Below are 12,506 nucleotides of genomic sequence, written 5' to 3'. Positions count from 1 at the left end.
TCATGGCGGACGTAAATGCAAAAAGCGTTTTAACAGCGCCAATCTTCCAGAACAACCCGATTGCACTTCAGATATTGGGGATCTGTTCGGCGTTGGCGGTAACCACCAGCATGAGCGTGTCGTTGGTAATGGCTTTGGCCGTTATTTTTGTAACGTCGCTCTCTAGCTTCTTCGTATCGCTGATCCGGAATCATATTCCATCCGCGATCCGTATTATTGTGCAGATGACCATTATTGCTTCTTTGGTAATTGTGGTTGATCAGATCCTCAAGGCCTACGCTTATGAAATGTCCAAGCAGTTATCGGTCTTTGTTGGCCTGATCATTACCAACTGTATCGTAATGGGTCGTGCTGAAGGCTTTGCCATGTCTAATACGCCGGGCATGTCGTTTTTAGACGGCATCGGTAACGGTCTAGGCTATGGTTTCGTGCTATTGGTCGTTGGTTTCTTCCGCGAGCTGTTAGGTGCGGGTAGCGTGTTTGGCTTTACTATCCTGCCGATGGTTCAAAACGGCGGTTGGTATGTGCCTAATGGCCTGATGCTATTGCCGCCATCTGCCTTCTTTATTATCGGTCTGTTGATTTGGGTGCTGCGCTCAATCAACCCCGAGCAAGTAGAAAGCACTGAATTCAAGATGAAGGAAAACTCTAAGCCGCAGGAGGCCGTGTAACATGGAACACTATATAAGCCTTTTCGTTGCTTCAGTTTTCGTTGAGAACCTGGCGCTGGCCTTCTTCCTGGGGATGTGTACCTTTCTTGCGGTATCTAAAAAGGTATCCTCAGCGTTTGGCCTGGGTATCGCGGTTATTGTAGTACTGACTATTTCAGTGCCAGTTAATAACTTGGTATTCAAGCTTCTGCTCGCGGAAGGTGCGCTCTCTTGGACGGGAATTAGCGGTGCTGAAAATATTGACCTCTCTTTCCTTGGGCTCTTGAGCTATATCGGTGTTATTGCAGCGCTAGTACAAATCCTCGAGATGTTTCTGGATAAGTACGTGCCTGCGCTGTACAACGCGTTGGGCGTATTCCTGCCGCTTATCACCGTAAATTGTGCCATCTTAGGTGGTGTGCTGTTCATGGTTGAGCGTAATTACAACTTCGGCGAGGCCGTTATCTACGGTTTCGGGTCCGGCGTTGGTTGGGCGCTAGCTATTACGGCTTTGGCAGGTATTCGTGAAAAGCTGAAGTACAGCGATGTACCAGGTGGCCTGCAAGGGCTGGGTATCACGTTCATCACCGTAGGTCTGATGTCGTTGGGCTTCATGTCCTTCTCGGGCATTCAGCTCTAATCGGGGCCGGTTTTTCCCGGCGGTACAAGGTACCGTCGGGTTACAGGAAACCTTAGCAATAGGAAACCGACATGGTTGATACAACTATCATCTTGCTCGGTGTTGTCATGTTCACGATCATCGTTATCAGCTTAACGGCGATCATTCTGGCAGCGCGCAGCAAGCTCGTGAGTAGCGGGGACGTGACCATTGAGGTCAATCACGACCCTGAGCACACCCTGACGACTCAAGCTGGTGGCAAGCTTTTAAACACGCTGGCAGCAAACGGTATTTTCCTTTCTTCTGCGTGCGGTGGCGGTGGTTCATGCGCCCAATGCAAGTGCCGTGTGGAAGAGGGTGGTGGTTCCATTCTGCCGACCGAAGAGTCCCACTTCACCATGCGTGAAAAGAAAGAGGGCTGGCGGCTCTCTTGTCAGGTGCCTGTTAAGCAGGACATGAAGGTCGAAGTGCCTGAAGAAGTGTTTGGCGTCAAGAAATGGGAAACCGAAGTAACGGCTAACCCCAACGTCGCTACCTTCATCAAGGAACTGAACCTTAAACTGCCGGAAGGTGAAGAAGTTGCTTTCCGTGCCGGTGGTTATGTTCAGCTGGTGGCTCCCCCTTACGATATCAAATTCTCTGATTTCGATATCGAGGAAGAATATCGCGGCGACTGGGAAAAATTCGGCCTGTTCGATGTATCCCATAAGAACAACGAGGAAGTGATTCGCGCATACTCCATGGCGAACTACCCGGAAGAAAAGGGCCTCCTCAAGTTCAACATCCGTATCGCCACGCCGCCTCCAGGAAGCAACCATCCGCCTGGTCTGATGTCTACCTATGTCTTCAGCCTGAAGCCGGGTGACAAGGTGACCGTAATGGGGCCGTTTGGTGAGTTCTTTGCCAAGGATACCGATGCAGAAATGGTCTTTATCGGCGGTGGTGCTGGTATGGCCCCCATGCGTAGCCATATCTTCGACCAGCTTAAGCGTTTGAAGTCTGATCGCAAGATGAGCTTCTGGTACGGTGCGCGTTCCTGGCGTGAAACCTTCTATAACGAAGAGTACGATCAGCTGGCCGAAGAGTTTCCCAATTTCGAGTGGCATCTGGCGCTGTCAGATCCGCAGCCCGAAGATAACTGGGAAGGCCCAACTGGCTTTATCCATAATGTGCTCTATGAGAACTATCTAAAGGACCATCCTGCGCCTGAAGATTGTGAATACTACATGTGTGGGCCACCCATGATGAACGCTTCTGTGATCAAGCTGCTGCTGGATCTTGGGGTTGAGCCTGAAAACATCATGCTGGATGACTTCGGCGGTTAAGTACCCAACGCTGCAGTTTGCCTTCGGGCGCAAGGGGCTGGCCATAAGGCTGGCCCTTTTGTCTATGCGCGTTTATCTAGGCAGGTGTTAAAAGCGGTGCTGACGCTGATAAGTCGCAGGTCACTGAGGTATAATACGCTAACAGCAAATAACCATAGGGCACTTATTGGTTAAACAGTTGTCGGCAGGTAAGGCTTTAATAGCAATACTGGGAGATTAACATGGCAATCTGGCTACTGGTGTTTGGTTTTATGGCGCTGATCATGGGCGCAATGGCGGTTGGCGTTTTGATGGGTCGCAAGCCTATTGCGGGTTCATGCGGCGGCCTGAACCAAATCGGCATGAAAGACGGCTGTGATATATGTGGCGGCAAAGACGAAGTATGCGAAGAAGAGAACCGTAAACGGGGCAGCGTGCGCCGTCGCAGCGATGAAAGCCGCGGGGCAGACCTTGGCTACGAAGCCACTCGTCGCTAGCCAAACGTGTGGAAATAGTGAGGCGCAGCCGAGAGATCCGCTGCGCCTAATTTTTGGGAACAAGGAGACGCAGCGAGTATGGCGGTTCACAATTACGATGTCGTGGTTATCGGTACGGGCCCTGCGGGGGAAAGTGCAGCCATCAATGCAGCCAAGCACGGTTTGCGCGTGGCGATTATTGAAAAACAGGCGCAGGTAGGCGGTAACTGCACACACTGGGGCACCATTCCTTCCAAGGCGTTGCGCCACCAGGTCAAGCAGATCATGGCGTTTAACACTAACCGTATGTTCCGCGATATCGGTGAGCCTCGCTGGTTCTCTTTCCCTAAAGTAATGGAGCGCTCGCGCGGCACGATCGACAAGCAAGTGGAAATGCGTACCACCTTTTATGCCCGCAATCGTATTGACCTGTTCCACGGCATTGCCCGCTTCAAGGATGAACATACTGTCGTCGTGCGTGGTCAGCACGAAGGGATGGAAGAGCTCGTCGCCAAAAAGATCGTCATTGCGACTGGCTCGCGACCCTACCGCCCGGCAGATATCAACTTTCGTCACCCACGTATCTACTGCTCCGACACCATTTTAAGCCTTTCTCATACGCCGAGGACCCTGGTAATTTTCGGGGCTGGCGTTATCGGCTGTGAATACGCGTCGATATTTTCAGGGCTTGGTCTGAAGGTTGACCTGATCAATAACCGCGATAGCCTGCTGTCATTCCTGGACGATGAGATCAGTGATGCGCTCTCTTACCATTTACGTAAGCACGGCGTTCTGATCCGTCATAATGAAGATTACGTAAGCGTTGAAGGCGATGAGTCAGGTGTTGTGGTGCAACTGAAATCGGGTAAAAAGATCCGCGCTGACGCTTTTCTGTGGGCGAACGGGCGCACTGGCAACACGGATAGCCTTGGCCTTGAAAATATCGGTCTGCAAGCAAATAGCCGCGGGCAGCTAAGTGTGGATGAGCACTACCGTACGGCAATTCCGCATATCTATGCTGCGGGTGACGTCATAGGCTGGCCAAGCCTTGCCAGTGCCGCTTATGATCAGGGGCTTAACTCTTCCAACGAACTGCTTGATAAAGAGTATCGCTTTGTCAGCGATGTGCCCACCGGTATCTATACCATTCCCGAAATCAGCTCATTTGGTCCTAACGAGCGCGAGCTAACCGAGGCCAAGGTCCCTTATGAAGTTGGCAAGGCATTCTTCAAGGATACCGCGCGGGCTCAGATTACGGGCGATGTCGTGGGCATGCTGAAGATTCTATTCCATCAGGAGACGCTGGAAATTCTAGGCATTCACTGCTTTGGGGATCAGGCCTCCGAGATCCTGCATATCGGCCAGGCCATCATGCAGCAGCCGGGCGAGGCAAATACCCTCAAGTACTTTGTGAATACGACCTTCAATTACCCCACTATGGCCGAAGCGTATCGCGTGGCGGCGCAAAATGGGTTAAATCGAGTGTTTTGACGTATCGCTGTATACGTAAAAAGGGGCCAAATGGCCCCTTTTTGTTTTTGCAGAGTTATGCGTATCTATAAAAAGATCTTGGTTTAAAGTTAGCCTCTACACTTCGTCCGCACATTTAAATATCAGTCAATAATGCTTGAGCGCGCTCCTGCCAGCTGCCTTCAATCGACGCTGCTTGCATTAAGGCGTTGCGTGCTTCTTCGGGTTTATTTTGCTGCAGTTGTAAAATCCCCAAGTTAAGCCAGGCAGCGCCCATATAGGCATCGTGCTGGGTGGCGGCTTCGAAAGCGGTAATCGCTTTTTCAGGCTGGCCATCGGCATAAAGGGCGTTACCCAGGGCGAACTGTCCAAGCGGGTTGGCAGGGTAGCGTTCGACCAGCGCCTGCCAACTGGTTAATGCCTCTTTAGGCCCATGAGTTTCTTCGTAGGCGCTAATGGCTTCCAGCGCGTTACGCGCGGTAATGCCTTCTGGCAATGTGCCGGGGTTGGCAACAATAAAGCCCCAGCGATCACTGCGTGCCCAAGTCGCATCAAAACGGCTAAACGACAGCGTATGGCGCTTATGCTCGCCGCTACGTAAAAGGATGGTTTCTTCTGGCAGGTCAAAGCCGATTGCCACTGCATAGTGCCACATAGGGTAGATAGGCAGCGATAGGTTCTGCATGACTACCACCGGATCGCCCGCTTCCAGATGTCCCAGAAGCGCATCCATGGTGCCACGGATAGGGTAGGCGAGTTGGTGGTGGCGGCGAACGGTTGCCAGCATCTCCGGTTGCACGCTGCCGTCACGCCCCGGCAAAAATACCTGAGGGATCAGCTCATCAACGTTTGTGTCCACGCCTTGGTAGTTAAGAACCATGGCCAGTGTCGCCGGGCCGCACTGATATTCAGTCTGGGAAAAAAACGGGACGTCGTTGTTTTCAACCTGGGGTGCCAGTGAGGCGTAGGTACTATCCAGCAAGACCGGGTTTTGTGCGCAGGCGGAAAGTGCTAATGGAAGTACTAACGCGAGCATGAAAACGCCCGCATAGCGGGCGTGAGACAGCAATATTTTCATCGGTGAACAAGCTTAGCGGGTAAACGGATAAACGTCGGTCAGGCCGAGAATATCGGTAATCAACAAGATGATGAAAACGGCAAACAGAGCGCCTACTACGCCACCGCCTGCACCCGCAGGAAGCTGCTCAAGCTGCTGGGCCATCTGTTGGGCTTCGGCATCGCTTAGCGCAGCAACACGCGCATCTACTTCAGCAAGGTCTACACCCTGTTTAACCAATTGCTCTTGCACGTCGGCGCGGGCGAGGATCTCATTGATTCGTTCACGGTCAGCACCGGCACGGTCATTGGCCAGAACTGACTGGGTTGATACCAGATCCATCGACTGGGGAGACACCGGGGCAGCAGCAACCGGCAGACTGGTAATAACCAGAGCCGCGATCAACAGCGTAGAGAGGTAAGCGCGCAATGTTTTCATCGTCTTCTTCCTTATAGACTAGTCAGAGAGGTCTGGTATTTTACTGCTGGAATCAAGAGTATAGAAATAAAACGCGTGGGTTTTAAGTCAATTATGCAAGATGCTAATTATTTGCACTAATGCGATAAGTCCAGGCAGTTTCAGCAAGGATGCCTTTGCCGCCAGCCATGGTCATTGCCAAGTCGTGCAGGCCTGGCCATAGAGGCACGGCAGAGGCGCCTTTTACCGCAAGATCAAGCCGCTGGGCCATCAATAAAAGCTTATGCAAGCGCTTCATAGAAAGTCGCTTGATTGCTTTCTGATATGCAGGGCGGCGTTTGTCAAAGATCATCGGCTTTTGCGTTTTACAGGCATGATCAAAACTTTGGCCCTGATCTAAATGCTGATGCAAAGAGAGCAGGGTACGCAGCTCGCGGCTTAATGCCCAGAGCACGATAGGCGCTTCAACCCCTTCACTGCGTAGTCCCTGCACAATGCGTGAAGCGCGGCTGGGCTCGCCCTTCAGGCAGGCATCTGCCAGGTTGAACACATCATACCTTGAGCTGTCCTCCACGCCTTGAGCAATACTCTCAACATTTAAGCGCGTCCCCTGAGGGTGAATCAGCGCGAGCTTTTGAAGCTCCTGGTCGGCTGCCAGCAGGTTGCCTTCAGTACGTTCACCTAGGAGTCGCGCGGCTTCCAGGTCGATTTGTAACCCGTGTAGTGCTGCACGGTCACGCAGCCAATAACCCAAGCGTGAATTATCCACCGGCCATACCGGCACAAACAGACCGTGCTTATCGAGCGCCTTAAACCAGGCGCTTTTCTGTTGCTTAGCGTCCAGTTTGCCCATGCTGAGAAGTAGCACATCATCACTGCCGTCAAGCATCTCAGCGTGCTGTGCCAAGGCCTTGCTGCCTTCCTGGCCGAGCTTGTGTGTACCTAAGCGCACTTCCATCAGTTTGCTGGTGGCAAACAGAGAGAGGTTGCTGGCCGCTTCCAGTAAACGGCCCCAGGCGAAATTGGCGTCAACATCCAGTACTTCGCGCTCTTCAATACCTGCTTGCCGAGCGGCTATCCGCACGGCATCGCAGGCATCGCGGTGTTGTAGCGGCTCGTCGCCGGCCACAATCACTACCCTGGGCAATTTTTTGGCAAGCGCTGCTGGCAACTGGTCGGCAAAGACCTTCACTCAAAGCCCTCAATATAAGCAAGACGCTCCAGAATACGCTGGGCCAGTTGGCGGGCCAGCACTTGCTCGGCCTCCTGAAAAAGCGTTTCCCGATTCAGCAGATCGTCATCATTGACCCGAATGCGTGTGCTAACGGCCACGGTGGCGTTATTAAGTGCATAGGCGTTTGTATCACGCTGCTGTACTGAAAGCGTGGTGCTGAGCGTCAGCTCATGCTCCCGGCTGGACCGGCTGTCGCTTCCAATACGCCGCTGCAGCATGGAAGGCGTTCCCAGGGTGACGCGCCAGAGCGCGCTCGGGGTTACTTCCGTGCCCATTTGTTGCAGGCGGGTGCGCAGATACTGTGCAGTGGCGCTGTTGCTGTCACCTTCAAGAGCCAATGCAGGTAAGTCAGGCACCGAGCCGGTGCCCCGTAAATGAAAGCCACAGCCGCTGAGTAGCACCGCCGCTGAAGCGGCGATGCTAGTGGTTAGAAACGTGCGTCGGTTCATCCGCTTACCACGATGTTTACCAGCTTGCCCGGTACAACGATGACTTTACGCACCGTTTTACCTTCCAGGTGGCGCTGGACGTTGTCGTTTTCCATCGCGAGCTTCTCGATGGCTGCTTTATCCGCACTGGCTGGGGCTTCCAGGCGAGCGCGTAATTTACCGTTTACCTGAACCACCAGTTCGATACTATCGCGGGCCAGGGCGGCTTCATCAATGGTGGGCCAGCGAGCCTCAATGGCTGGCTGGGTGTGGCCCAGGTTTTGCCACAGTTGGTGGCACACGTGGGGAGTAATGGGTGACAACAGCAGTACGCAGGCTTCCAGTGCTTCGCGGCTTACCGCCAGGCCAAGTTCAGAGGTATCCTCGAACTTGCCAATTGCATTGGAAAGCTCCATTACGGCGGCGATAGCCGTATTGAAAGTGGTACGACGGCCGATGTCATCACTGGCTTTCTTGATCGTCTCATGGGTTTTACGGCGCAGCGCTTTGTGGTCATCGTTAAGCGCGTCAACGGCTAGCTCGCCTGGGATGCCCGCTTCAAGATGCTCACTGACCTGGCGCCAAATCCGCTTGAGGAAGCGGTGCGCGCCCTCTACGCCGGAATCAGACCACTCCAGTGACTGTTCGGGCGGGGCGGCAAACATCATGAACAGGCGCACCGTGTCGGCACCGAACTTGTCGATCATCGACTGTGGGTCAACGCCGTTGTTTTTCGACTTGGACATCTTTTCGATGCCGCCCATCTCAACTGGCTGGCCGTCGCTCATCAAGATGGCACTTAACGGGCGACCTTTTTCATCACGTTTGACTTCTACATCCGCCGGGTTGAACCACTGCTTGCCGCCGTTATCAGCATAACGGTAGAAAGTTTCGGCGATGACCATGCCCTGGGTAAGCAGCTGCTGGAAAGGTTCATCAGAATCCACCAGGCCAAAATCACGCATCAGTTTATGGAAGAAGCGCGCGTAGAGCAGGTGCAAAATGGCGTGCTCTATACCACCGATATAAAGATCGACCGGCAGCCAATAGTTAGCACGCTCATCCAGCATGGCGTCGTGGTTGTCCGCACAGCAGAAGCGTGCGAAGTACCAGGAGGACTCCATAAAGGTATCAAAGGTATCGGTTTCGCGTACCCAGCCGTCGCCCAGGTCGGAAAACTCGGGCATTTTCTTAAGCGGTGAGCCTGAAGCATCGACGGTGACTTCCATGGGAAGCGCAACCGGGAGCTCCTCGTCGGTTAATGGCACGGTTTGGCCTTCCGGGCCGTATTTAACCGGAATCGGCGCGCCCCAGTAGCGTTGGCGAGCAACACCCCAGTCGCGCAAGCGGTAGTTGGTTTTTACTTCACCACGGCCCATTTCAGCAAGCTTGGCGGCAATCGCGTCAAAAGCTTGCTCGAACTCAAGGCCATCGAACTCACCAGAATTGATCAGCGTGCCGTGCTCAACGTAGGCCGCCTGGGTCAGATCCGGCGTTTGGCCATTTTCATCGGCAATAACTGGTTTTATTTCAATGTTGTACTTGGTGGCAAACTCCCAGTCGCGCTGGTCGTGGGCCGGTACGGCCATAACGGCGCCGGTACCGAACTCCATAAGAACAAAGTTGGCGACATAAACCGGCACTTTATCGCCGGTCAGCGGGTGAACCGCCCTATGTCCGGTCGCCATGCCGAGTTTTTCCTTGGTCGCCATTTCTGCTTCTGAGGTGCCACCTTTTGCGCACTCTTCGCAAAATGCTGCCAGCTCGCTGTTCTGTTCCGCTGCCTGTTTGGCAAGGGGGTGGCCAGCGGCAACCGCCACATAGGTAACGCCTAACAGTGTATCTGGGCGAGTGGTGTAAACCGCCAGCGGCTCGGCCGCGCTGCCGTCGGCCGCTTCGATATCAAAGGTCAGCTCGACGCCACGGGATTTTCCAATCCAGTTGCGCTGCATGGTCTTGACCTGTTCAGGCCATTCTACTTTGTCCAGATCAGTTAGAAGCTCATCGGCGTAGTCGGTGATCTTCAAGAACCACAGCGGGATTTCCTTGCGCTCAACCAGAGCGCCTGAACGCCAGCCGCGACCATCGATGACCTGCTCATTGGCAAGTACAGTCTGGTCAACCGGGTCCCAGTTCACCGTGGACATCTTCTTGTAGACCAAGCCTTTTTCCACCAGCTTGGTAAAGAACCACTGCTCCCAGCGATAGTAGCTGGTATCGCAGGTGGCAAATTCACGGCTCCAATCGTAGGCAAAGCCCAACGCCTTCAATTGGTTACGCATGTAATCAATATTCTGATAGGTCCACTCGGCAGGCGGTACCTGATTCTGGATTGCCGCATTTTCTGCAGGCATACCGAAGGCATCCCAGCCCATGGGCTGCATGACATTCTTGCCCTGCATGCGCTGGAAACGTGAAACAACGTCGCCGATAGTATAATTACGCACATGGCCCATATGCAGCTTGCCGCTGGGGTAGGGAAACATGGATAGGCAGTAAAACTTTTCGCGATTCGCGTCTTCTACTGCTTTGAAGCACTGATGTTTGTCCCAGTACTGCTGGGCGTCACGTTCAATTTCACGAGGGCTGTAGTGTGCGTCCATCGGTTTATTTAATGCCTTGGCGTATTCGCCCAATATGGGCGCAATAGTGAATGGTAGATGACAACTGTCAGATAAGTAATGTCGATTGTATCCTATGAAGGGGTATCCTTGAACGGCAAGCTGATGATGGGTAACACCTGCGTCGACAAAAGGAGAGGCACCATGAGTGAACAGCATAATGACCACCGGTTGCGGGAAGGCTACGAACGCTTGCTGGAGCGCATGCAGGATGGCGCAAACGAGTTAACCTGGGACAATCTGCAAAAGGATTTAGACGACGCAGTCGCTTTTGAGGCAGAGCTTGAAGAGTACACCAAGGATGAGCTGGCCCTGCTGCGCGCCTGGGTTGAGCGCGACCTGAAGGATATGCGCCACTACCTGGCCGATACCGGCATGCAGGTGGCCACATGGCTGGGGATTGATATCAGCGGACTTTCGCGCCGCGTGGCAGAATCGCTTTTATCCATTGCAGACCGTAGCGTGGTGGAGCGCGAACGTTTTGATGAAAACCTCGAAGCCGCCCGGGCTGATTACTGTGAAGGTGAAGTAGCCGCGCCAGGTCTGATGGCCTGCGTGCACTGTGATGCTCAGGTAAGCCTGCCTCACGTGACACGCTTGGAGCCATGCCACCAGTGCGGTCATCGCTATTTCTACCGGTTTCCCGGTAAGGTTATCGAAACCTGAACGAAACTGATAAACCGTAAGACATTCGTAAGCACCACTAGCCGGGGGCACTCAAAGGGGCTGCCCCCGGCTTTTCTAACGTCTTGTGTAAGAGCTGGGCGTTACGTCACCAGATAACTCATGACGGCAATCGAGCCTAGCGTCAGCAGGCTCATGATCGCTGCATAAAGCAGATTATTCTTCATCATGCGATAGCCGCTAATTCCGTAGCGCCCCTGTAGCGTCAGGTTAATGCCCGATAGCGGCCCAACGCTGGTACCCACGGCCCACGAGCACAGCCCAACAAACGCAAACAAGGTATGCTCGCCGCCTTGCAAGCTTACTATTGAAGCCAGCACCGAAACGCCGATAATCGGGTGAAGACCTGCCAGAGCGCTCAGCACAATCCCGATAAAACTTGCCATGCCCTGTGACGCACCAAAGGACTCAAACAGCGTCCATTCACTGCCCGCTACGGCGGCCACCAGCGTTGAAAGGCCAAGTGTCAGCAGCCCTGCGGATAAAAATAGCGAGATTTCCCCGCGCATAGCGGGTAAGCGGTTAATCGTGTGCTGATGGATGCGCCGCAGCGTATAGCGCGGACCTTCATGCAAGTTATATAGCAAGGCAACAGTGGGGATTAAAAAGGTAATAATCCCGACAATGGAAAGCTCAGGCGTCAGCCAGAAATGAAATACCATCACCAGCAAAGCCATGGTAGCTGGCATTAGCAGGCTACGCGGCGCCAAAGAAAATCCGTAAACCTCACTAAGGTCAAACCGGCGGCCAAGTTCAAACGTGGTGAGCAACCCCGATACCATGGCAAGCGGCAAGCCGAACAGCGCCACATAGGAGTATTCCATCCTTGGTGCAAGGGCGATCACCACGCCCATGGAAGCAAAAAAAGGTGACCATGTGGCGGCGCTGGCAAGCCCGCGGTTAAGCGCTAGATACTGGGGAATGGAAAGAGGGCCTGAGCGCGCCAATCGATCACCTACCATTATAATCGTCGACATATTTAAGATAGTGCCCAGAAAATGCACGCCCAGCCACGTACGTAAAATGCCACCGCTACCAGTTAGCCGTTTACCCGGCGCTTTTTTCCGGCCCTGCTGTTTACCCACCAGTGATATAAAGCTGACGCCGACCAGCATCGCGGCAACAAAAGCGTTGCCCTGCAACATGGCAGGCCAATCTACTTCAGCGTCATACACAAAACGCGCCACAAACAGCATCAAAAGGCCCAGGCCCATCAACACCCCCGCCTGAACCCGCGAGCGCTTGGGAATATCCCGCCACAACAGTGCCACTGCCAACCACAGCAAATAGCTCACTATATGCGTGGTAGGCATCCAGCCAGTAAATGCCAAAATCTGAGCGATTAACCCAAGCAGAATCAGCACGCCCGCCAAGCGCTGCCGAGAAGTAGTTTCTTGCATGCTAAACCCTTAAGAGTGAATTAGCAGGCTAATAGGATTTGCGCAGTAAGGCTAGCGTCAGCCATTAGATAATATGGTTTTGTCGTGTGTGGTAACAATTATGCGAGGAACTAGCTACTGAACGGGGAGTGCTTTTGGTCACTTTA

12 protein-coding genes are annotated in these 12,506 nt (G+C 53.5%); 6 read left to right on the top strand and 6 right to left on the bottom strand.

The window, feature by feature from the left end:
* Positions 1-2: 2 nt before the first annotated feature.
* The 5 genes from ELY38_RS12780 to sthA all read left to right on the top strand — a co-directional run bounded on the left by ELY38_RS12780 (position 3) and on the right by sthA (position 4,540).
* The gene (locus ELY38_RS12780) at positions 3-671 is read left to right on the top strand and encodes an NADH:ubiquinone reductase (Na(+)-transporting) subunit D (protein WP_127062665.1); all 669 of its coding nucleotides are present in this window, start codon (positions 3-5) and stop codon (positions 669-671) included.
* 1 nt (position 672) lies between these two features.
* Entirely contained in the window at positions 673-1,290 is a 618-nt protein-coding gene (gene nqrE / locus ELY38_RS12775; protein WP_127062664.1) for an NADH:ubiquinone reductase (Na(+)-transporting) subunit E, read from the top strand.
* 71 nt (positions 1,291-1,361) lie between these two features.
* Positions 1,362-2,594 carry an NADH:ubiquinone reductase (Na(+)-transporting) subunit F gene (nqrF, locus tag ELY38_RS12770; RefSeq protein ID WP_127062663.1) on the top strand — a complete coding sequence of 411 codons (1,233 nt, stop codon included), beginning with the start codon at positions 1,362-1,364 and terminating at the stop codon, positions 2,592-2,594.
* A gap of 221 nt (positions 2,595-2,815) precedes the next feature.
* Positions 2,816-3,070 (top strand): (Na+)-NQR maturation NqrM, encoded by a 255-nt coding sequence (nqrM, locus tag ELY38_RS12765; RefSeq protein ID WP_126949918.1) that lies wholly within the window; start codon positions 2,816-2,818, stop codon positions 3,068-3,070.
* 78 nt (positions 3,071-3,148) lie between these two features.
* Positions 3,149-4,540, top strand: coding sequence for a Si-specific NAD(P)(+) transhydrogenase (gene sthA / locus ELY38_RS12760; protein WP_127062662.1), 1,392 nt, complete (start codon positions 3,149-3,151; stop codon positions 4,538-4,540).
* Between the two features lie 115 nt (positions 4,541-4,655).
* Here the strand turns inward: sthA and ELY38_RS12755 are convergent, their stop codons facing one another.
* From ELY38_RS12755 to leuS, 5 genes are all read right to left on the bottom strand, one after another.
* A complete protein-coding gene (locus ELY38_RS12755) occupies positions 4,656-5,597 on the bottom strand; it encodes a PA2778 family cysteine peptidase (protein WP_127062661.1) in 942 nt (313 codons plus the stop codon).
* A 12-nt stretch (positions 5,598-5,609) separates the two neighbouring features.
* The gene (locus ELY38_RS12750) at positions 5,610-6,014 is read right to left on the bottom strand and encodes a PA2779 family protein (RefSeq protein ID WP_127062660.1); all 405 of its coding nucleotides are present in this window, start codon (positions 6,012-6,014) and stop codon (positions 5,610-5,612) included.
* Between the two features lie 103 nt (positions 6,015-6,117).
* Positions 6,118-7,185 carry a DNA polymerase III subunit delta gene (holA, locus tag ELY38_RS12745; RefSeq protein ID WP_127062659.1) on the bottom strand — a complete coding sequence of 356 codons (1,068 nt, stop codon included), beginning with the start codon at positions 7,183-7,185 and terminating at the stop codon, positions 6,118-6,120.
* Positions 7,182-7,676 carry an LPS-assembly lipoprotein LptE gene (locus tag ELY38_RS12740; protein ID WP_127062658.1) on the bottom strand — a complete coding sequence of 165 codons (495 nt, stop codon included), beginning with the start codon at positions 7,674-7,676 and terminating at the stop codon, positions 7,182-7,184. Before ELY38_RS12740 ends, holA begins: the two co-directional genes overlap by 4 nt.
* Positions 7,673-10,258: a leucine--tRNA ligase gene (leuS, locus tag ELY38_RS12735; RefSeq protein ID WP_127062657.1), complete on the bottom strand. Its 2,586-nt coding sequence runs from the start codon at positions 10,256-10,258 to the stop codon at positions 7,673-7,675. Before leuS ends, ELY38_RS12740 begins: the two co-directional genes overlap by 4 nt.
* A 162-nt stretch (positions 10,259-10,420) precedes the next feature.
* Here leuS and ELY38_RS12730 point away from each other — a divergent pair, with 162 nt between their 5' ends.
* A complete protein-coding gene (locus ELY38_RS12730; RefSeq protein WP_127062656.1) occupies positions 10,421-10,942 on the top strand; it encodes a zinc ribbon-containing protein in 522 nt (173 codons plus the stop codon).
* Between the two features lie 101 nt (positions 10,943-11,043).
* On the opposite strand, the gene ELY38_RS12725 is transcribed toward ELY38_RS12730, so the two are convergent.
* Complete coding sequence (locus ELY38_RS12725; RefSeq protein ID WP_127062655.1) at positions 11,044-12,360, bottom strand: hypothetical protein; 1,317 nt, start codon at positions 12,358-12,360, stop codon at positions 11,044-11,046.
* Positions 12,361-12,506 lie beyond the last annotated feature (146 nt).

This window comes from Vreelandella nanhaiensis (assembly GCF_003990185.1).
In the GTDB taxonomy this organism is placed as follows: Bacteria; Pseudomonadota; Gammaproteobacteria; order Pseudomonadales; family Halomonadaceae; genus Vreelandella; species Vreelandella nanhaiensis.
Note: the sequence above shows the minus strand (reverse complement) of the source record. Positions and strands in the feature narration are given on the sequence as shown.

What these genes read in the sequence shown, in the direction of transcription:
- ELY38_RS12740 (WP_127062658.1), bottom strand. Translation starts at nt 7,676, where the DNA reads ATGAACCGACGCACGTTTCTAACCACTAGCATCGCCGCTTCAGCGGCG.
- ELY38_RS12730 (WP_127062656.1), top strand. Translation starts at nt 10,421, where the DNA reads ATGAGTGAACAGCATAATGACCACCGGTTGCGGGAAGGCTACGAACGC.
- ELY38_RS12750 (WP_127062660.1), bottom strand. Translation starts at nt 6,014, where the DNA reads ATGAAAACATTGCGCGCTTACCTCTCTACGCTGTTGATCGCGGCTCTG.
- leuS (WP_127062657.1), bottom strand. Translation starts at nt 10,258, where the DNA reads ATGGACGCACACTACAGCCCTCGTGAAATTGAACGTGACGCCCAGCAG.
- ELY38_RS12780 (WP_127062665.1), top strand. Translation starts at nt 3, where the DNA reads ATGGCGGACGTAAATGCAAAAAGCGTTTTAACAGCGCCAATCTTCCAG.
- ELY38_RS12725 (WP_127062655.1), bottom strand. Translation starts at nt 12,360, where the DNA reads ATGCAAGAAACTACTTCTCGGCAGCGCTTGGCGGGCGTGCTGATTCTG.
- nqrE (WP_127062664.1), top strand. Translation starts at nt 673, where the DNA reads ATGGAACACTATATAAGCCTTTTCGTTGCTTCAGTTTTCGTTGAGAAC.
- nqrM (WP_126949918.1), top strand. Translation starts at nt 2,816, where the DNA reads ATGGCAATCTGGCTACTGGTGTTTGGTTTTATGGCGCTGATCATGGGC.
- ELY38_RS12755 (WP_127062661.1), bottom strand. Translation starts at nt 5,597, where the DNA reads ATGAAAATATTGCTGTCTCACGCCCGCTATGCGGGCGTTTTCATGCTC.
- nqrF (WP_127062663.1), top strand. Translation starts at nt 1,362, where the DNA reads ATGGTTGATACAACTATCATCTTGCTCGGTGTTGTCATGTTCACGATC.
- sthA (WP_127062662.1), top strand. Translation starts at nt 3,149, where the DNA reads ATGGCGGTTCACAATTACGATGTCGTGGTTATCGGTACGGGCCCTGCG.